This is a genomic window from Streptomyces sp. SM10 (assembly GCF_002910915.1).
Taxonomy (GTDB): Bacteria; Actinomycetota; Actinomycetes; order Streptomycetales; family Streptomycetaceae; genus Streptomyces.
The window spans coordinates 1-19,206 of sequence record NZ_NEUF01000167.1 but is presented as its reverse complement, the minus strand read 5'-3'; the positions used below and the strand labels follow the sequence as shown (position 1 = coordinate 19,206).

Here is a 19,206-nt window from a genome sequence, read left to right as displayed (position 1 = left end):
CGGTTCAGGGACCGGCACCAGGGCGGGGGGATCCGTGCTCGCCAACGTCCAGGGGGACGGCGTCGGCGAGCACGGAGTTCAGGGGGTCAAACCGAGTTGCGCCGCGAGGGCGGCATGCGGTGTTGGCTCAGGGCGACACACGTCAAGGGCTTGCCGGAGAGGCTGGAGAGGCACAAGGCGGTCGCTCGCGGACGGACGGAGCCAGTACGGGCCCGGAGGCGCGGCGCGGTTCAGGGAAGGCAGGGTGATCGTGTGGGGCGCGCCAAGGCACACGGCGTACTCGTGGGGCTCCCAGCGGGCGGAGGAACCGGGCGGGACCAGCCAGTACAGCCACTCGGCCTCAGGATCCTCGATGACCGGCCCACAGCCGTTCTGCTGCTCGTCCATGCGGTTGATGACCTTGCGGGCCTGAGAGTCGAAACCGGTGATCACGACATCGAACAGGTTGCCTCCGAGACGCACCCGCGTATCGCGTCTGGCCTCGACCGCCAGAAGCGTCCGGATCACTTCAGCGAGGTCCGCCATATCGGCAGCCGGCTCGCGGGCCGGTCCACTGGACTCGACCAGCTGCTGCATCATCTCGACGGCGATCTGGGCCGGCGGCGCGGTCGAGGTAATCACGGCTGCACCAGGCCCGGGAGGAGCCGTGCACGGACAGCCTTGCCACCGTGCTCGCACAGGTGCCAGGAAAGAGCACCCCCAAGACGGCGCACCGTCCAGAGACCACAGCCGAGCTCGCCGGCCTGCGCCCGCTCAAAGTGACGGAACTCGGGGAGAGGGTCCTCGACATCGATCAGAAGAGCGTGATCTTCCATGATGGCGAGCCTCAGCCGCAGGAGCCGGTCATCATGCTGCGCGCCCGGGTCGGCATGCTTGACGGCATTGCCGACGAGAATGCCGACGACCTGCGTAGCGGACTCGCGGTTCCCCGGCCATCGGAGCATCGTCAGCCGGGTCCGGGCGTGTAAGCGCGCCAGTTGTGCTGCACCGGGCTCAAGCTGGAACACCCTGCTCCACTCGCGATCGACTGGCGAGCTCGGCAAGGGATCCGACGAAGGCGTCGGCCGACTGCCGAGCGGTAAGCGAGGCTCAGCCGCACCGTCCGGGTGCACTGGCGGCCGTGCGGTCTCGATGGACACAGGGACTCCCTGATTACGCGAATGGTTCGTACCGGCACTGTCAGCAAGGGCAAGTACGAGCCTGACGACGCCCGCCTTCCAGACCTAGCCCCGTCTCTCCCTCGGAACGCAGACGCAAGTTGACGCCGAACCTCGTACTTTCCTCGGACTCACCTCGGTGCCGCTAAGTACGTTGGTTCCAGGGCAACTTCCTGGGGGCGGGGCTCTACCGTCGACGCCAGTGACATGCAGAACGTGCAGGAGATGAGGGAGACCATGCCAACGCTGCTCCGGTACCTGCTCGACCAACGTGAGCTCCGCGACCTCGCAGCGTTTCTGCCCTACTTCAAGAAGGCTGCACGCGAGCTGGCCGAGTTCGAAGGGAACCCGGCCATCGCGACTCTCGCCCCGGCAAAGGCGACCTTCGAGGGCTGGTACTACGGCACCCGCAGACCCCAGCGAGATGCCCGGAGGGTGCTGGTGCGGCTCCTGGGCTACAGCATCGACCAGCTGTGGACTGAAGTTGAGGCCGGCACGGTGCCCGAGCTCCCCTCACTGTTCGGCACGTCACGCGCAGAAGGTCCGGCCGAACCCGGCTTGGCCATGCACGAGATGAAAAGGACGGGCGTAATGGCAGCACGACGCGCAATGGATTTCGCCCTGGGTGCGGAACGCAACCAGGTCGGCGACGAAGCTCTCGGCTTCCTCCAGGACGAGGTCGCCCGGATCGTGGAGCTGTACCCCCGCACCCCCCTGTCGGAGATCTGGGAGGACCTGGCCAACGCACAGGAGGACACGTTCCGGATCCTCGAAGGCGGACGAGCCCGCCCGTCCCAGCTCAGGCAACTGCACTTCATGGCTACAGTGCTCACCTTCCTGATGGCGAAGGGCTCCCACGACATGGGTGAGTCCAAGGTCGCTCTGCAGCAGACCCGCGTCGCCGCGTTCTGCGCTAAGGAGGCAGAGCACACGGGCCTGATGGCCGTGGTTGACGGGCTCAAGTCCCTCATCTCCTACTGGGCGGGCCGGCCCGACGACGCCCTGCACTACGCAAGGCAGGGGGCGACCTACGCCCCCAACCAGAGGGGCACGGTCAGCGTCTGGCTCCCCGGACTCGAGGCCCGCGCCGCAGCGCTCCTCGGGGACGAAGGGGCCGTACGCGCAGCCAACCAGAGGGCGGAGTCGCTTCGCGAACTGGTGGTGCCCGATGACCTGGACGCACTGGGAGGCCTGCTCACCTACCCGGAGCTGAAGCAGCTCTACTACGTAGTCGAGTCCGAGGTGCTCCTCGGCCACGGCGACACCCAACTCGCTGCGCGCGCGGAGGAGGCAGTCCGCGGCTTCAGCGATCAGGAGCAGTCGCACTGGGCCTTCGGCGATCTCGCCGGCTCGCAGTGCAACCTGGCTCTCGTCCGGCTGCACGCCGAGGACCTGGACGGTGCGGCAGCGGCGATCCGGCCTGTCCTCGACCTGGTCCCGGGCATGAGGAACAACGGGATCGTCAGGTCCGCCGAACGGGTGAGGGACGCACTCGGCCGCAACTCGATGGGCGCCACAGCGCTGGCAGGCGACCTGCGCACCGAGATCGGCATGTTTGAGCCCTCTCGCCCCGCCCTGCCTCGCTAGGCCCGGGATACAGTCCCTGCATGTACCCGATCAGCCGTTCCAGTGAGCGCCTGGAACTTCGCGAACTCACCATCGATGACGTAGACGCGATTCTCGCGATCTACGGAGACCACGAGACGACGAAGCACATGTCGTTCGAGCCGCGGACACGAGCACAGGTAGGGCAGATCGTCGCTCGCTCCGTCACTTCGGCCAGCGCGTCGCCTCGCAGTGAGTATGCCCTCGCGATCGTCGAGAGCCACAGCGACGAACTGATCGGGTTCGGCCGCATAGCCACCGACCCTCACCAGCCTCGCGGCGCCACCTTCGGCTTCGCGCTGAACTCCAAGGTGTGGGGACTCGGGTACGGCGTTGAGTCGGTGCGCCTCCTCCTCGGGCTCGGCTTCGAGGATCTGAAGCTCCATCGCATCTGGGGAGCACGATCGCCTCTGAACGAGGCGTCGGCGAGGACCATGGCGAAGGCGGGCATGGTGGAGGAGGGCATCATCCGGCAGCACATCGAGAGAGCCGGAAAGTGGCGCGACTCAGTGGTGCACGCGATCGTCGAGGGCGACTGGCCCTCTGCGTAGCCACTCAGCTTGAATCGTCAGCCGCGCCTTGCCCCGCTGGCACGGGCGCGCCGTCGTAAACAGGCTGTTCGCGAAGAGGGCGCGCTGCGGGTCTTGGACAGGCGCACATGGCCCTTGCCTCGACGGCCCAAGCTGCTGGCCGCGATCGCCGAACGATCAAAGACCTGTGTGTACTCCTCCAACCAGCAGATCCTCGTCGGCGCCGACACCCGCCTGGTCGCAGTGGTCGGTTAGTCGCTGGCCGGAGACCGTGGCGCCTGCCGCTGAGTTCTATGGGACGGACGTAGCGGTTGTGGTCTTCGTTCTAAGATGGTGCAAGGGGCGCCGGGCGGCATACCGCGGTCAATTGCTGACGGGCTACCTGCGGTGGCGTGTACGTCAGGAAAGTGAGCAGGCGCGTTGTACCTAAACAGCTTCTCCGTCAGTGGGTTCCGCTCGCTGACCGATGTCCGTGAGATCCCCGTCCGCAAACCGACGATCTTGGCCGGTCACAACGACGGCGGAAAAAGCGCTTTGCTTGACTCGCTGCACTTTCTCACCGGATCGCGCAAGCTCAAGCAAGACGACCGTACCTTCGTGGCGCAGCCCAGCGGACAGGGGCTGACGGCGGCCGCCCCTCCTCAGCGGTGCGAAGAGACCACAGTGGTCGGTGAGTTCCAGCTCGACGAGTGGGAGCAGGCGGAACTCGAGTTGCCGCCGCTGGTGCGGATTCGCCGTCGGGCCGGTGAGGACTGTGTTGGCCGCCTTGAGTACTGGGGCTCGTTTCCTGACGATGAGCGACTGCGTGACCTACCGTCGCTTCTGCTCCCCGCGCTCAAGGCCCTGGTCAAGGAACACGGGCTCGAGCCAGCTAGCGGCAAGAAGGAAGACCTCCAAAAGGCACTTCGTGCCTACGCGCGTGAGCACTCCGCCGGTGAGACATGGCTCCCGGCGCCCGCGTTGCTGGATAAGCGCATGCCGCGGCTGCTGCCCTTCGACGGCAAGGTCGCGCACCCTGACGCGGAGATCAAAAGTGCTCTCAGCGGTCGGTTCAAGCAGTACATGGAGGATCCGCAGCTCAAAGGCAAGCTGAGTGAACTGGAGGACGAGGTCAAGAATCGTCTTCGGACTGAGGCCAAGTCCCTCTGTGATCACATCCAGTTGCGCTGCCCAGACCTGACTGACGTATACGTGGATCCGGACGTCTCCTTCGAGCATGGATTTCGCGGCGCACCGCTGCGGGTGGCCCGTGCTGCCGGAGAGTCAGTCGCGCTGGAAGGCTCAGGGCTCGGCCGCAGTAGACGAGTCGCGTTGGCCGTGTGGGAGTGGACCAGCGAGCTGCTTGCCGACGAAGAAGAAGACCAATCCGCGGTCCCTGACGAAGCACAAGATGTCACGCCGCCGGCGGTGCAGACGATCGTCATCTACGACGAGCCTGACACCCACCTGGACTATCACCACCAGCGACGCGTCATGCAGCTCATTCAAGACCAGAGCGCACTGTCGCACGTCGCTGTCATCGTCGCTACCCACTCTTTGAACCTCATCGACGGTGTCGAGATCTCCGACGTCGTCCACCTCAAGCTAGAGAAGCACCGCACCGTCATCGAGCGGATCGGCTCCGATGCGGATGGCGACGAGCTCGAGCACCACCTGTGGAGGATTGCCGCCGGACTCGGCTTGCGAAATTCTGTACTGCTACATGAGCGCTGCTTCATGGCTGTGGAAGGCGACACGGAGCAGCGTGCCTTCCCATTGCTGTTCAAGCTCTGCGAGAGGTTGTCACTTCAGGCGGCTGGCATTGCCCTGTGGGCGTGCTTCAACAATGAGGGGGCACTGCATCTGGCACGCTACCTCGCTGAGCACGATCGGTCCTTCATGCTGGTGGTCGACGCCGACAGCCGCAATCTACCCAAAAGCATTTTCAAGCCCGTCAAGCTGACCCAGTTTTTCGGCCCGCGCGTAGCTGACTACGTGAAATTCATCGGGGAACCCGACCCGAGCCTCCCCGGCGGGGAGAAGTTCAACGAGCTCGAGGAGGCCTTCACCGACGAGGTCTGGGCCCGTGTCGCCAATAAGATATGGCCCAGGATCGAAGGCATCTGGGCGCCCGTGGACTTCTTGCAGCTGCGTGGGGGCAAGTTCAGTGATGCGGTCAAGCAGATGCTGCGGGAGCAGAGCGAAAGCGGCCCCGGAGGCAAGCCCGACATGATGTATCAGCTTGCCTCGGCGCTCGATGACCCTCAGGATGTCCCAGAACAGCTTCGCCTCGTATTCAGCCAGCTCAGAAAGCTAGCGGCGTAGCTGTGAAGCGCAGGAGCCGGTTACCGGGCCCACGACGACGTCGGGCCAGCATCCTCTCCTTGCGCTGCTCCTGCGTAGGCGGCTCCCACTTGTGCCAGCCCACCGGCGGTTTGTACCGCTGCATGTGCTCGCGCTCATCCACCCCGCACCAGCGACACCCACTTGGCAAAGGTATATGCAGGTCAGAACCACTGTCCGCTGCGGACATCAAAGCCTCCCTCCACTGATTCAGATTCTTCCCCATGCCACTGACATCAGCCTTCCGAAGGATGAGACAAACCGTCGCGTACACCGCGATTAGGTGTGTGGACAAGGTGGAATCTAATCCACAGCGGGATAGCATGGCGTCGCAGCAGCGCCAGCAGCCCCCTTCGCCTACCTGCTCTGCCAGCGCGCGGGACAACACAAGAGACGCCCGGTTCCGAGGAGCCGCGCAACACCTGCGTATGAGGGACGGGCAGACGCGGCATGACGACGTGGGCCGCTCGTACGCCATGAACTCGGCGTCTAATTGGACGTCTCGATGACCTGGACCATCCCGCCTACTCGCCTCCTCGGTGCCCGCGACTGCCTTGACCTCGAACGAGACATCGCCTGAGGCCGTAATACCGGAAAGAGTTAGCCCACACGGCGGGGTCGACCGGGACGGCCGGCAGGGCGAAGGGCGGCGGATCCCATCACAGGCGTGGCTCAACCGGTGGCTCGCTCGGTCCATCGGACGACTGATGCACATGCGCGTCGGCTTGCCCGGGGTAGGGAGAGGCCGGAACCCCACCTCGCCCCTGGTGTTGACGCGGCTCGTCACTCGGCACGGGCACCTTCCCTTCGGTCCGCGCTGACAACTCAGCCAGGAGTCCAACTACGCGGTATGCGGCACCGTTAGACGTGTTGCGCGCCTTGGCGGCTTCGGCCCGGAGCCGCAGAGCCACCTTGTTGTCCCTGCCCTGGGCCCGCCGAAGAAATGCGGCCTTCTCCTCCTCCGGCATGTCCGCTTCGGTGAGCACCGCTTCGTACTCACCGACCGACCCAGCCTGCCGGGTGACATCATGGAAACGCGTACTCATCTGCTCCAGTCCTCGCGCCTCCCTCTCGCACGTACGGAGCAGTTCCTCACGGTCGGCCTCCATCGCAGCGCGGTTCTCCCCACGAAGGACCGGCCGCCCGAAGCGGCTGGTCTCAGCCAGCCGCTGTTCGAGTCCTTGGATACGAACTTGCGCGTGGTGGAGCCGGTCAGTGCACTCCGTGATTGTGCCGCCCAGTGCTCGAACTTCGCGGATCGCCACGGCCTGCTGGGCAACGTCCTGCTGTCGACGGCTGAGCGCGAGCGTGTTCGGGCCTGTCCCGGCAGCAGCCTGCTGTTCAGCGCGGGTAGCGGCGGCCTCAGCCTTCTCGGCCGCCGAGCTGGTGGCGCGCGCTGCCACGGTGGCCTTGCGCGTTGCGTCGCGCAGAGCCGAAGTAGTGAGGTGAGCGTACGGGCGGCCGGTCGTCGGCGCAGTTGTCGGAGACGCGGTCGAGACTTCGCTCCCTGCGGCAGGCGCCGGGGCGGTTCGGTTCTCGGTTTCCATGTCCTCGCCGGGAGGGGCCGCGTCGTGTGTCTGTCCGGTGCCGGGCGCGCGCGGGGTCGGCAGGTCAGCTACGGCCTGGCGGACGTGATTGGGGACCACGTTCATTGGGAGGTCGGTGAGGATCATGCGTTCCTCTGTGCCGTTCTCGATCTCGCGGATGAGCCCCGCGACGGCACGGTCAAGCTGTTCCCGCTCGGTGAGTGCGTCACCGTGGCGGGCGCGGTCGGCGTCGGTCTCGTAGACGGAGAGCGGCAGGAAGAGGTGAGACTCCTTCTTGTCCCGCGACATCATCGTGTAGAGGGCGTTCGTCTGGGCGCCGGGGCCGTAGACCAGGGCCTCTTGGACGCTGAGGCCCTGGGACTTGTGCCCGGTGATCGCGTATCCGAGGCTGAGCCCGCCCTGTGCGATGTAGTCGGCGTCCACCCATTCGGCAACGTCGCGGTGGCCGTCCTCGGTCTTCTCGCGCCACTCGACCAGCACCCGGCGTTCGTCGTCCACGGCGCACACGATTCCGCGGTAGCCGTTCAGCACGTCTTCGTTCTGCCCTCGGCTCTTCTTGCCCCGGTAGTCGTTGACTCGAAGGAGGACCTGGTCACCGACGGACAGGGTCAGCTCGCCGCCACCGGGCAGCGCGTAGGCGTGCTCCGGACCGGTGAGGTCGCCGTTCTCCTTCCGCAGTGCGCGGGCGCCGGTGTTCAGCTCTTCCACGATCTCGTTGGTGGCAGCGAGCATGAGGAGCTGCTGCACGGCGGTGTGGTCGTCGTTGTGCGCGGCCCGCTTGTCGGCCCAGACGGTGAGCATCGCGGCGAGGGTGGTGTCCTTGTCCGCGAGAGCGTGCACGCGGCCGGTCCCGGCGAAGGTACGGAGCGATTCCACGCGGTCGTCGTCTCGCCACAGCTCCAGGGCCCGGCGCTCGACCATGTCCTTCTGGCGGAAATTCTGGCTGAGGGTGAGCCCGCCCACGAGGTGGTGCACGGCGGCGAAGCTGCCGCCGATGCCGGGCGAGTGGAGCTGCTTGGGGTCACCGATGCCGACGACCTTCGTGCCGGCTTCCGCGGCGTGGGTGAGGAGTTCGGCGATGTCGCGGTCATCGCACATGGCGGCTTCGTCCACGACCAACACGTCCACGCCGGTGAGGCCGGAGCCTCCGTTGCGGATGCCGGTCAACCAGGACGCGAGGGTGCGGGATTCGATGCCCGCCTCGGCCTTCAGGTTCGCGGCGGCGACGGCGGCTGTACTCGCACCGGCGATGACGAGACCGTGCGCCTCCCATGCCTGGCGCGCGGTGTCCATGATCGTGGTCTTGCCCGATCCGGCGATGCCCACGACGGCGTCGATTCCGTGCCCGGCCGTGAGCAGTCGTTCAAGGACGGCACGCTGTTCGTCGGAGAACGTGAAGCTGCCGCCGTGCTGGGCCTCGACGGTGGACAGCGTCATGTCGACCGTGTCGCTGCTGACGGCGGCGGCCTGAGTCCCGAGCCGGTTCGTGACCTCGGAGACGATCAGCGCTTCGGCCGCCACGACATCCGCCGTGGTGTACCGGTCGGCGTGCGCGAAGTGCTGGGCGCCCTTCGGGTTGAGCTGGACCGCGTATCCGGCTTGCCGGAGCACGGACTTGGTGAGCTGTTCGGCCTCGGCGGCGTCCGCGACGCCGTACGGAAGGGCGTCCAGCACGGCGGCGATGGCGGCGGCGTGGGTGAACTCCTTGGAGTGGCTGGTCAGGCCGGTCTTGGGGGCGAAGACCTGGGCGCACAGTTCATCCAGAGACGGGTTCCGGTCGGCTCGGGCCTGCTCCATCGCGCTGGCTGCGATGGCGTCGGGGTCGTCTCCGGCCGCGCGGCCTTCGGCCTGCCAGTAGGCGCGGAGGACATCGTCCCCGACTCCGGCGGCTTCGCCGTTCTTCGCGGCCTTGGACGCGGTGGAGGCGGCGGTGCGCTCGCGGGCTGTCGCGCTGTCGTAGTCGATGCCGAATTTCGTCAGTAGGTCCCGGACCTGGCTGTCCCGCTTGCTGAACAACCGGATCGTGGCCTCGGGAATCGCTGCGATCTCCCATGCTCCGGTCCGCTCCTCACGGCGGAAGCTGATACCGAACGTGTCGGTCAGCTCGCGGCGGATGCGGGCGTTCATGAGGGACTGGGTCGCGCGGGTGTGCCGGTGGAGGTCGCGGCCCCCGCCGGCCATCGTGGACCACTTGCCGTCGGTGCCCTTGACCATGTTGGCCAGGGTGAAGTGCAGGTGGAAGTGGGGGTCTCCGTACGGGGCGCCGTCCACGGGGCGGGCGGCGCGGTGAACCATCATCCAGCCGGAGAACCCACTCGTCTTCACGGTCTCGGCTTCGTCGCCATCGCCATGGTGGCCGCGCATGGCGTACGCCGTCCACCGTTCCAGGGCACCGATGGACTCGCGGCCGGCGGTCGTGTAGATGCCCTCGACCTGGGCGGCGATCTCTTCGGGCGCATAGGCGAGGAAAGCGGACTTCGACTTCGCCAAGTCCAAGGTGACGTCAGCACCGAAGTTGCCGACCTGCACGCGGCCTTCGAGGAGAGCGGCCTTGATCTCCTCGGTGTCCCACACGTCCTCGGGCGCGAGCCCTGCCGCCTTGGCCATCGCGACGGCTTCGCGGACGTCCATCGGCAGGTCCCGAAGACGACGTGCGCCTTGACCTTCGGTCTGGGCGTACCGGCGCTTCATGGACGCGGCGTCGAACAGGTCGGCGGGCTGCTGTCCGGTGTCGGTGGCGCGCGTCTCGCCCGCACGCAGGAGTGCGCGGGCGTCCAGACGGCCGCCCGCCTCGGCAGCGACCGCCTTCTCCACCACGCTCTCGCCGTAGAGGTCGACGGCGTCGATGCCGACGGCGTCGGCGAGCTTCAGCACCGTCGAGACGGGAACACGGTGCGACTCCCCGAACCTCTTGAGCTGGCTCTCCATCCGGCGGAAGACGTCCTGCTTTCGCTTGGAGTCCAGCAGGGAGGCGGGGTTCACACTGCGTTCGGCGGCGGCGCGGCGGATGGCGCGGGCCAGTGGGGCGGCGGGGAGCTTGGCGGCCGGCGCGATCGCCAGCTTGGGTTCCACGAGGGTCTGCCCGGTCCGCGGGTCTTCGCCGTGCATGAGGCGCCGGGCGGCCGGGAACTGCTCGGGGGCGAGGGTGCTGCCGGGCGTGATGTCGAACTCGGCGAGCCCATCGCCGATCCAGACCAGGGGCCGTTCGCTGGCGTCCAGGTGGTAGTCCACCTGTCCGTCCGCGGGCCGAGCGGGGAGGGCCTGTTCCCCGTAGAGGTCGCGGGCGTCGAGCCCGGCTGCGGCGGCGACTTCAACGGCGTCGAACCCGGTGAACCGCGCAGCGCCCTTGCTGCGGAGGAGTCCGCGGGCGCGGAAGAAGGCGCGCTTGGCCTCGCGGTTCGCGAGCAGGGAGGCGACGGGGGCTCCGGCGGCTTCGGCCTTCGCTTCGATGGCGGCAATGAGGGGCGCGGCGTCGACCGCTACAGACTTCCCGCATCCGTGGCCGCCGGTAAGGCGGTACTCAACCTGCTCGTCGGAGGGGCCGATCATGGTCACCCATCCCATCGGCCCGCTCACCCCCCGCTCTCATCCGGTCAGTTTCGGTCGTCTTGGCTGATTGTATCGTCACGAAGTGACGATACCTTGGTCCTCTAAATTCAAGATCCTGATCAACGGAGGGAACCTCGGGCACTCGGAGTGGCATGGTCACTCCTGCGAATCAGGCTCCTGGAGCCTGATGTCCTGTTGGACTGTTACCTCTGGCAGGTGCGGGCGAGGGAAGAACATCAGCAGGTCGACGTTGTTCAGGAGCACGCTGGACTGGAAACGGCTTGACCTTCGAGCCGTCTGGAAGGTTTACGGTCCACGGTGTGAGCACGATGCGGATTTCCCAGCTCGCGGAGCGCTGCGGCGTCCCGGCCACCACCTTGCGCTTCTATGAGAATGCCGGGCTGTTGCCCGCCGACCGCAACGCCTCCGGGTACCGCCTATACGGCGAGGAGGCGGTGGAACGCCTCGCGTTCATTGCGGCAGCCAAGCACCTCGGGCTCCCCCTGGAGGAGATCGGCGAACTCCTAGCCGTGTGGGAGGCTGGCGCCTGCGCGGACGTAAAGGCTGACCTGCGTCCCCGCATCTCCGCCCGCCTGGATGAAGCCGAGCAGCGCACTGCCGAACTGACGGCATTCGCTGCCTCCCTGCACACCGCGCTGGAACACCTGGACGCGCTACCCGACCGCGCCACCCGCTGCGACCCGGAATGCGGCTTCCTCACCCAGCCCGCACCCATCGGCGCTTCCCGCGCGGTGGACATCGTGCTCTCGCCCAGCCGCCGCGCTGCGGAGGAGACCGAGTCCTGGCGGACAGCTCCGGTCGCCTGCTCTCTGACCGGCGATGGCCTCGGCGAGCGCAAGGCCCAGTGGCACCGCCTCCTCGACGGCGCGGTACGCCAGGAGATCCCCGATGGGCTCCGCCTCACCATGCCCGCCTCACGGGCCGGGGGCCTCGCCGCGCTCGCCGCCGAGGAGCAGCAATGCTGCCCGTTCTTCGACTTCCGACTCCACCTCAACGGCCAGTACCTCCACGTCGAAGTCCGCGCCGCGACCGCCGGGGCCGAACTACTCACGGACCTCTTCGGCCCGACGGCCTGACGTGCTCCATCACGTCGCCCTTCACCGCTCCACCCACAGAAAGACCCAGCCGCCGTGCTCATCGCCCGCTCCATCGCTCTGTTCGTCGTCGCAGCCTTCTTCGAGATCGGAGGGGCCTGGTTGGTCTGGCAAGGCGTGCGCGAACACAAGGGCTGGATCTGGATCGGCGCCGGCGTCATTGCGCTCGGCCTGTACGGGTTCGTCGCCACGCTCCAGTCCGACGGCAACTTCGGCCGCATCCTCGCCGCGTACGGCGGCGTCTTCGTCGCCGGATCGATCGCTTGGGGCATGGTCGCCGACGGCTACCGACCCGACCGGTACGACATCATCGGCGCCGTCATCTGCCTGATCGGGATGGGCGTCCTCATGTACGCACCCCGCAGTCACTAAGCGCCTGGTGACACGACGAAGGTCCCCGCTCCGGGTCGGAGGGGGGACCTTCCTCATGCTGGCCGTGTGGCTGGGCCAGCGGCTACGTGTTCAGGGGCCACTCGCCGAACGGCACCGGCGCCTGACCGTGGGCCTCGCGCACGGCTTCCTCCGTACCGCACGTGGTGCAGATGAAGACCTCGCGGTCGGTGGTCAGACGGGAGCGTGCGGGCCGTTCACCGAGCGGGCCGCCGCAGCGCGGACAGCGGGTGTCGGGCACGGGTCACTCCTCGGGGTGCTCGCGAGCGGACTTGATGATGTTGTTCCAGGTCGGGCGGGAGTAGGTCTTCTCCGTCTGCTCCTGGAGCTGGGGGATCAGCTCGGCGTTCGTGGCCTGGGGGTTCGCCGCGATGGCCTGCCGGGCGAGGGTCAGCCGCTCGTCTCCTTGGTAGGGGTAGGCCAGTCCGCGGCGGCCGATGGGCCGTCCGCCGGCGTGCCCGCGGCCCTTCCGGTCGGCGAGGTACTGCCACAGCCTCCAGCGCTTCCACTTCGGCCGCCGCCGGGTCGGAAGCTCGTCCCAGTCGTCCGGCTCGGGCCACCCCTCGGGCGGGTTCTTCACGTAGTGGGAGACGGTGGTGGAGTCGGCAAACCCGCAGACCTTCGCCGCTTCGGCGGGGCCGACCATCTCTTCGGGATCGCCGTCGAGCTTCGGCGGATTGGTGGTGCTGGCGGCGGCGCGCTGCCGCTGAAGCTCGTGGTGCCACGTCGCCCATACGTCGCCGTCCCAGTGCATGACGCCGTCAATGGTGTCCGCGACGGGTGGGTGCCCGTTGTTCTCCCGGTCGGTCCAGAGGTTCTGAAGCGTCGGCTCGCTGATGCCGTGGACCTTGCGCAGGTCCGCGCGTGAGTAGAGCGTGCGGCCGGTCTTGCGGGACACGGTCGCCTCCTGTTCTTGGTCGGGGTCGCGACCGCTCGGCGCGGTCACAGGATGTCGTCCGGGTCCGGGGCCGGCGCCCACGTACGGCTGCCCGCCGGTTCGAGCCGGGTGAGGGTGGCTATGTCGGCCAAGGGGACGGCGGCGGCCCAGTCGGCGCGGCCAGGGTGGTCGACGGGGAGGTTGAGCACGAGGTGCCGACCGGGCGGGGGGAAGTCCTCGACGATGACGAAGCTGTCGCCGGGATCGGCGCCGATGCTGTTACCCCTGGTGAGCTGGGCGATGTCGCCGGGCTGGGGACAGTCGGAGTGCCGGTCACATAGCATGGTGTGGTCTTTCTGGTGAGAGAGACACCGACGGCCAGCGCCTTGTTGCCCTTGTGCGCTGGCCGTCATCTGTTGTCTGGTGTGTGGCGCCCCGTGGGACGCGCGGCCGGTCGGAGGTTGCCCGCTCCGCTGACGGCGGAGTAATTAAACCACCTTCGGGTTGAGCGGGGCGGGGCTCTGATCCGGACGACGACGGTCATCAGAAGAGGGCCCCCTGATCTGTGGGGCGTCGGCCCCGGTCGTTGGATGGCCGGGTTACGTGGAGTTCGTAGCGGGGGCGCCCCGCGTGCGGCGGAGCGTGAGCTTCGCGGCGGTACCGGCGCCAGGCCACGACGGGGGCGCCCTGGTCAATCCAACCCGCTGGGTACCGGGCGATGAGCTGAGCCCAGCGGCTCCGGTTCCGCGGGACGGCCCACCGGTCCTCGACCGTGGTGATCGTTGGCAGTGTCCGCCAGCCGGGGAAACAGTGGTCGTGCGCGTCCTCCACCGCCTCGTTGTCACCGTTCCCGAACCCGTCGCCGGAGTGCACGGGACCTTCCCACTCGCACGCGAGACACCCGCCGCGAAACTCCTGCTCGTCCCCCCGGCCGCCGGTCGGCCGGCTGCGGGAGAGCAGAGTCGGCGCGTGGTGTGAGGGCGGGACCAGATCGTGGCCGAGGTCGCAGTACGCGCCGCCGGGGTGTCCGGGCTGGATGTGCCACGCCTGCCCGGCGCTCGGGGGTGAGTGGCGCGTCCGGGCGTTGCGGACTCGCCAGTAGTACGTCTGCCGTGCCCGTGCTCCAGTCGGCTCGGCGACGGTAGCGGTCATGGCTTCCTGCTTCCTGCGGCGAGGACTTCGCGGAGCGGGTCCGCGAGCACGGCCTGTTCGTCGGGTGCGTCGAGGAACCGCGGCCCGTACGCGCGGCGCACCGCGCGGCGGGCGTCCTGGTGGCGGTCGAGCTCCGGGTAGTACGGCGACCGGTCGAGCACGTCATAACCGTGCTGGGTGAGCACGTCTGCGATGAGCGACCGGACCTGTACGGGGTCGAGGGCGGAGAGGTCGGATTCCCCTGGGGCCGCGAGGAGTACGCGGATCAGCTCGGTCGCGCTGAGCCGGGGGTGGAGGGGAACGCTGAGCCGGTGGATGCTGTCCCGGCTGGGGGTGGCGGCTCCTCGGCGGCTCGGCGTCCTGGTGGTGCTGCGGTCTTCTGTCGTCTCGTCCATCGTGTGGGCCTTCGATGACTCGGGATGCTGGGGGCGGCGGGGTCAGGACAGGGCATGTTCAGCGCGGGCGGCGGCGGTGCGGAACGCGTGGGCAGCGTCGGCGGCGGTACGGCCGGGCTCGGCGCTCCACCGGTCGATGGTCTCGCGGCGCAGGGCCTTGGCGGCGGGGTCGTCGGCGCCGACGGGGTGACCGGTGAGGGTTGCCGCGAGGAGGGCGAACGCCTGGTCACGGGCACGGTCGATGCGGTCCCAGTCGTACGTCCGGCCGGCGGCTCCCCGCCCGTGGCCGGCAGCGACTTGGAGGGCGCCGCGGCCAGCACGGCAACGTGGCCGTGCGGCCGGGACCGTCGAACAGGCGCGGGCCCTGGTGGATGCCGACGTGTTCGATGTGGCGGGCGGCCCATTCCAGGATCGCGCCCGGAGTGTCGGCGATGACGATGCTTTCGGGGGTGTGGCGGGTCGGCACGATGCTGTCCTTCGGGAGAGCGGGGGCGGCGGCACGCTGCCGCCGCCCCTCGGTCAGGCTGCTAGTGGTAGGCGGGGATCAAACGGCGGACCTTGTCTTCTCCGATGCACCCGCCCTTGTGACGGCGCGCGCTCGGCGGCTCTCCGTTGCGTCCGCGCAGGTGTGACCAGAACTTCGGGCCTTCCCACGGGCACAATTCACAGCTGAGGAACCAGTGGTTATCGCTGCCGGGAAACCCGGTGAGGACTGCCCGCCAGTGGTGGGCCCGGAGTCCCGCGAACGCGATCTGGGCGCCCTGGATGTTGCGATCGTTGACCGGCATCCGCGGGTGGAGGAGAGGCACCGGCCCGCACAAGGGCGTGGGAGCCTCGGCAAGCACCTGGTCCAGGGGGACGGCGCCGATCCGACCGGCGGTGTACTCCTCCGCGAGATGGGCGGCGGCCATATCGGTGCCAGGGGTCCCCTTGGGCGGACGGCGGAGATTGCGTTCGCCCTCGGTGGTGAGGACGAGCCAATCCCGGTGCCACCTGAAGGCGCGGCCGATGACCTGGTCTTCGCCAACGATTACGGGGTATCGGCACTGGATGTCGGGGGTGCCGACGCGGTACTTCGGGAGGGTGGTGCCCTCGGTTGCGGGGACGATGAGCTTGCCCGCTTCGGTGTCGGGGGCGGTGATCGTCGCGGGTCGTTCGAGGAGTTGCGTAGTCATGGTGGCGCCCTGTTCTGGTGAAAGAGGGGCCCGCCCCGGTGTGCTCGGCCGCCGGGGCGGGCGGGGGCGTGGTTACGCGGCCTCGGCGGGGGCCTGCGTGGCGGCGGTCCATTCACGGCGCGGGGTGATGCCCAGGTCCGTAAGGACCGGGTCCAAACTCCCGTTGTCCGGCGTCCATTCCCAGTCGGTTCCTTCGGCGCCGGGCCGGTCGGTCCAGGTGAGCATGTAGGAGCGGCCGGAGGTCCGGGGGTCGCCGCACACCGCCTTTGCCTCGCGGCGGGGCAGGGCCCACAAGGCGCGCTTGCGGGAGCGGCGGGAGTTCTTCGAGGTGATGAGCACCAGTGCCATGTCCTCCTGCCCGTTTGCCGTTTCGGCGGGGGCCGTCGCCGGGGTCGGCCTCCCTTCAGGGGCGTGTTGACCGAGAGCCCAGCAGTGCGCTTTCGCGTGCCAGGGACTGGGGTGACTGGTCGGGCACGTCTCAGCCGCCGGTACCGGCTCCTTGACCGGCGGGGCCTGTTGGGCCTGCTCCTGGTGCTCGGCGGCCTCGGCCCGAGGCGGCTGCTGCATCTCGTCGGCGCTCTTGCGCCCGGACACGTCGTCGTAGGGAGCGGTCCAGGTCCAGCCGTCGTGACGGTTGTCCGCCGCGCGAACGACGCGCTGACCGACGCCGTTGTGAATGTGCGGGATCGTCACCGACTTCGGGTTGACCCGCAGGATCTCGTACCAGGTGCCTCGGTACAGCACGAAGTCCCCGCGCGTGAAGTCGGCTTTCGACCAGACCTTGAAGCCCTCGGCTTCGGCGTCCTTGATGACCTTCTCCCAGTGGGCGATCTCCTCCGTCAGCTCCAGGTGCTCGGTCTCCAGCTCGGGGTCTGCCGGACACCGGGAAAACCCCTTGGCGGACTCGCCGCGTTGCCACTTCTCGACCGCGCGGAGGTCGGACCGCAGCTTGTCGAGACGGCGGAGCGTGCGGCCGGGGTCCTTCTTGAACCGCTCGTAGTTCGCGGCGGCCTGCGCGCGGCCGGTCCAGTGGGCGGCGCGGTCGCTCTCGCCGATGCTCTCGCGCATCGCGTTGTCCATCCGCGCGTGATCACGGCGGGCGCGGCCCTCGGAGTGGTGTCCGATGAGGATGGGCTGACCGAAGGCGAACCGCTCGGATATCTCGTGGCTCGACTTCCATGCAGCCTCGGAATTCTGGGCGGCGCTGGAGGCGTATCCGCCGAACCTCTCCGCCCGGCCTTCGGCCTTCTCTTCCCGTTCCTTCTCGGCGTCGGAGAACGAGCGGCGGTCGGCGTTGTCGATGGTCAACGTGACCTCGAAGCCCGCGTCTCGGAGTCGCTGCGCGAGGAGTTCGAGCGAGGGGGTGTAGGTGGCGTGGTCGCGGCTGTGCGGGAGGTACCAGCAGTCAAGGTTCCTACTCCAGCGGAAGGGCTGGCGCTGGGTGCGGCCGTACTCGCGGAGTCGCAGGATCTCGGCCGATCCGTCGCCCCGGCTGGTCCCCTCGATCAGGGTGCCGTTCTGTAGGGCTACTGCTCCGTAGCCGCTGGCGTTGCTGAGGTTGTGGCTGGCCAGACGCGCTGAGGCGATCGTGAGGCGGTGCGACAGGTGTCGCGCACGTAGGCTGGGCCGGTGATGTTCGCGCTGCGGGAACGATGGAGTAGACAGCCGTTGTGGGCGAGATGGGTTCTCGCGGTTTACTTGACCGGGTTCCTTGAAGGATTCGGTGCCCATGTTCTCGACCTGGCCCGTGGCGGCATCCATGCCTATGCGGCGTTCCAGTGGGTGCCCCTCCAGGTGTTCTTCGTCTGCCTGGTAGTCCTCGATCCGCTGGTCGCCGTGCTGGTGGGGTGCGTGCGGAGCGCGGGGGTCTGGCTGGCGGGCGCGGTGATGGTGATGGACGTCTGCGCGAACTGGCTGGGCAATTGGCAGTGGCTGCGGGATGATCCAGCGGGGCTGTTGCGTCCTGACGGGCTGTTGCTCATTAACGTGTTCGGCCTGTTCGTCGTCGTGTTCTTGCTTCCCTTGCATCGCGCGGTCGCCGGGACTGACGCAAGGGCCCAGGTAGCCGCGCACTCTGGGTGAAGGCTCGTGAGGAGCCCGACCTATTGGACCCTCCATCAGAGCTTGTCCTTGAATGTGTTGAGGCTGGCCATGAGCTGTCGGTTCGCGGCGCGGGCGGTGCCTGTCAAGTCAAATGAAACGAATGTGGCGCTATGAGTTCTGTCGTTCGGTTTGGTGTCGCTTGGCGGGGTCGTTGATCCATGCCTGGCGGGGGATCGATGGTGGGACGGGGCGGCGGTTGAACCGTTCCGGGTGCCGTTCGTAGGCGGCTGTGAGGGTGGTGGCTCGTTGCTCACGTACCAGTTCCGCGGTGCCGAAGTGCACGCTGGCCGGCGTGTGGTAGCCGATCCCGGAGTGCCGGTGGACGTGGTTGTAGTAGCTGATGAAGCCGTCCATCCACTCCCGGGCGTGCGTCAGCGAGTCGAACCTGCGCGGGAAGTCGGGCTGGTACTTGGCGGTCTTGAAGTGGCTTTCGCTGTAGGGGTTGTCGTTGCTCACTTTGGGGCGTGAGTGGCTGCGAGTGACACCGAGGTCAATCAGCAGCTGGGAGACCTTCTTGGAGGTCATGGAGGTGCCCCGGTCGGCGTGCACGGTCTCGGGCACGATGCCGTTGCGCAGGATCGTCTCGCGGATCAGCTCCTCGGCCCGGTCGGCTGATTCGGCCCGCTCCACTGTCCAGCCGACGATGTAGCGGCTGTAGATGTCGATGATGACGTAGGCGTGATACCAGATGCCCTTGTCCGGACCCGCCAGCTTCGTGATGTCCCAGGTGAACACCTGCGAAGGGGCGTCGGCGACCAGCTCGGGCACGGTCCTGGCACCATGGGTGGCGATCCGGCGCCGCTCGCCGTCCTGCCCGGCCTCCTTCAGAATCCGGTACATCGTGCGCTCGGAGCAGTGGTAGCGGCCCTCGTCCAGTTCGCGGGCGTAGATCTGGGCCGGCGGAAGTTCGGCGTACTCGTCGCTGTTCACCAGCGCCAGCACGGTGGCCCGCTCTGCGGCCGACAGTGCGGTGACCGGGGCCGGACGCGGTCGCCCAGGTGCCGGCGGCCTGGGATGCAGCCGCCGGTGGTGGGTCGCCCGGGAACGTCCGGTGATCCGGCAGGCATCCACGATGCCCACCAGCAGCCTCAACTCCTCGACCGCCGCGTGCAGATGGCCGTCCAGGACGTGGCTCAGTCCGCGCTCCTGGACAGTGACTGCAAGAGCGCGTGTGTTTTTCCCAGCACCTCCAGTGCCGCGTTCTTCTGGTCCACCTCCGTGCGCAGCCGCTCGTTCTCCCGCCGCAGCTTGGCGTTCTCGGCCTCGGCCGGGTGCTTCCTGGGGCGGGC

The 19,206-nt window shown here is 68.0% G+C and carries 17 protein-coding genes and 1 pseudogene; 7 read left to right on the top strand and 11 right to left on the bottom strand.

What is annotated here, in order from left to right; genetic code table 11:
* Window positions 1-78: 78 nt before the first annotated feature.
* Window positions 79-621, bottom strand: coding sequence for a hypothetical protein (locus B9S57_RS27395; RefSeq protein WP_258036654.1), 543 nt, complete (start codon window positions 619-621; stop codon window positions 79-81).
* 47 nt (window positions 622-668) lie between these two features.
* Here B9S57_RS27395 and B9S57_RS27390 point away from each other — a divergent pair, with 47 nt between their 5' ends.
* The 4 genes from B9S57_RS27390 to B9S57_RS27375 all read left to right on the top strand — a co-directional run bounded on the left by B9S57_RS27390 (window position 669) and on the right by B9S57_RS27375 (window position 5,596).
* Window positions 669-968: a hypothetical protein gene (locus tag B9S57_RS27390; protein WP_103759870.1), complete on the top strand. Its 300-nt coding sequence runs from the start codon at window positions 669-671 to the stop codon at window positions 966-968.
* Between the two features lie 426 nt (window positions 969-1,394).
* Complete coding sequence (locus tag B9S57_RS27385; RefSeq protein WP_258036653.1) at window positions 1,395-2,744, top strand: hypothetical protein; 1,350 nt, start codon at window positions 1,395-1,397, stop codon at window positions 2,742-2,744.
* 20 nt (window positions 2,745-2,764) lie between these two features.
* The gene (locus B9S57_RS27380) at window positions 2,765-3,313 is read left to right on the top strand and encodes a GNAT family N-acetyltransferase (protein WP_103759869.1); all 549 of its coding nucleotides are present in this window, start codon (window positions 2,765-2,767) and stop codon (window positions 3,311-3,313) included.
* A 399-nt stretch (window positions 3,314-3,712) separates the two neighbouring features.
* On the top strand, window positions 3,713-5,596 hold the full coding sequence (locus B9S57_RS27375) for an ATP-dependent endonuclease (protein ID WP_103759868.1): 1,884 nt from the start codon (window positions 3,713-3,715) through the stop codon (window positions 5,594-5,596).
* Between the two features lie 677 nt (window positions 5,597-6,273).
* On the opposite strand, the gene mobF is transcribed toward B9S57_RS27375, so the two are convergent.
* Window positions 6,274-10,737 carry a MobF family relaxase gene (gene mobF, locus B9S57_RS27365; protein WP_258036652.1) on the bottom strand — a complete coding sequence of 1,488 codons (4,464 nt, stop codon included), beginning with the start codon at window positions 10,735-10,737 and terminating at the stop codon, window positions 6,274-6,276.
* Window positions 10,738-11,030: 293 nt separating this feature from the next.
* Between mobF and B9S57_RS27360 the strand changes: the two genes are divergently transcribed.
* Window positions 11,031-11,807: a MerR family transcriptional regulator gene (locus B9S57_RS27360; RefSeq protein WP_258036651.1), complete on the top strand. Its 777-nt coding sequence runs from the start codon at window positions 11,031-11,033 to the stop codon at window positions 11,805-11,807.
* A gap of 54 nt (window positions 11,808-11,861) precedes the next feature.
* Window positions 11,862-12,197, top strand: a complete 336-nt coding sequence (locus B9S57_RS27355) for a YnfA family protein (RefSeq protein ID WP_103759867.1) — start codon at window positions 11,862-11,864, stop codon at window positions 12,195-12,197.
* A gap of 82 nt (window positions 12,198-12,279) precedes the next feature.
* Here B9S57_RS27355 and B9S57_RS34705 read toward each other — a convergent pair whose 3' ends face one another.
* The 8 genes and pseudogenes from B9S57_RS34705 to B9S57_RS27320 all read right to left on the bottom strand — a co-directional run bounded on the left by B9S57_RS34705 (window position 12,280) and on the right by B9S57_RS27320 (window position 17,545).
* Window positions 12,280-12,456, bottom strand: a complete 177-nt coding sequence (locus tag B9S57_RS34705; protein WP_181011495.1) for a hypothetical protein — start codon at window positions 12,454-12,456, stop codon at window positions 12,280-12,282.
* Between the two features lie 3 nt (window positions 12,457-12,459).
* Window positions 12,460-13,113, bottom strand: coding sequence for a hypothetical protein (locus B9S57_RS27350; RefSeq protein ID WP_258036650.1), 654 nt, complete (start codon window positions 13,111-13,113; stop codon window positions 12,460-12,462).
* A gap of 44 nt (window positions 13,114-13,157) precedes the next feature.
* Window positions 13,158-13,436 carry a DUF6211 family protein gene (locus B9S57_RS27345; protein WP_103759865.1) on the bottom strand — a complete coding sequence of 93 codons (279 nt, stop codon included), beginning with the start codon at window positions 13,434-13,436 and terminating at the stop codon, window positions 13,158-13,160.
* 199 nt (window positions 13,437-13,635) lie between these two features.
* Complete coding sequence (locus B9S57_RS36540; protein ID WP_103759864.1) at window positions 13,636-14,244, bottom strand: DUF6349 family protein; 609 nt, start codon at window positions 14,242-14,244, stop codon at window positions 13,636-13,638.
* The gene (locus tag B9S57_RS27335; protein WP_103759863.1) at window positions 14,241-14,639 is read right to left on the bottom strand and encodes a DUF6181 family protein; all 399 of its coding nucleotides are present in this window, start codon (window positions 14,637-14,639) and stop codon (window positions 14,241-14,243) included. Before B9S57_RS27335 ends, B9S57_RS36540 begins: the two co-directional genes overlap by 4 nt.
* A gap of 42 nt (window positions 14,640-14,681) precedes the next feature.
* Window positions 14,682-15,105, bottom strand: a pseudogene (locus B9S57_RS35010) (DUF6197 family protein).
* Between the two features lie 61 nt (window positions 15,106-15,166).
* Window positions 15,167-15,814, bottom strand: a complete 648-nt coding sequence (locus tag B9S57_RS27325; RefSeq protein ID WP_103759862.1) for a hypothetical protein — start codon at window positions 15,812-15,814, stop codon at window positions 15,167-15,169.
* A gap of 72 nt (window positions 15,815-15,886) precedes the next feature.
* Window positions 15,887-17,545, bottom strand: coding sequence for a DUF3560 domain-containing protein (locus B9S57_RS27320; protein ID WP_258036649.1), 1,659 nt, complete (start codon window positions 17,543-17,545; stop codon window positions 15,887-15,889).
* On the opposite strand from B9S57_RS27320, the gene B9S57_RS27315 reads away from it, so the two are divergent.
* On the top strand, window positions 17,513-17,896 hold the full coding sequence (locus B9S57_RS27315; protein ID WP_258036648.1) for a hypothetical protein: 384 nt from the start codon (window positions 17,513-17,515) through the stop codon (window positions 17,894-17,896). The genes B9S57_RS27320 and B9S57_RS27315 overlap by 33 nt on opposite strands.
* A gap of 129 nt (window positions 17,897-18,025) precedes the next feature.
* On the opposite strand, the gene B9S57_RS27310 is transcribed toward B9S57_RS27315, so the two are convergent.
* The gene (locus B9S57_RS27310; RefSeq protein WP_103759827.1) at window positions 18,026-19,030 is read right to left on the bottom strand and encodes an IS3 family transposase; all 1,005 of its coding nucleotides are present in this window, start codon (window positions 19,028-19,030) and stop codon (window positions 18,026-18,028) included.
* Window positions 19,031-19,206 lie beyond the last annotated feature (176 nt).

Coding starts and splice junctions, on each gene's coding strand:
- B9S57_RS27385 (WP_258036653.1), top strand. CDS start 1,395: ATGCCAACGCTGCTCCGGTACCTGCTCGACCAACGTGAGCTCCGCGAC.
- B9S57_RS27380 (WP_103759869.1), top strand. CDS start 2,765: ATGTACCCGATCAGCCGTTCCAGTGAGCGCCTGGAACTTCGCGAACTC.
- B9S57_RS27345 (WP_103759865.1), bottom strand. CDS start 13,436: ATGCTATGTGACCGGCACTCCGACTGTCCCCAGCCCGGCGACATCGCC.
- B9S57_RS36540 (WP_103759864.1), bottom strand. CDS start 14,244: ATGACCGCTACCGTCGCCGAGCCGACTGGAGCACGGGCACGGCAGACG.
- B9S57_RS27335 (WP_103759863.1), bottom strand. CDS start 14,639: ATGGACGAGACGACAGAAGACCGCAGCACCACCAGGACGCCGAGCCGC.
- B9S57_RS27325 (WP_103759862.1), bottom strand. CDS start 15,814: ATGACTACGCAACTCCTCGAACGACCCGCGACGATCACCGCCCCCGAC.
- B9S57_RS27320 (WP_258036649.1), bottom strand. CDS start 17,545: ATGGGCACCGAATCCTTCAAGGAACCCGGTCAAGTAAACCGCGAGAAC.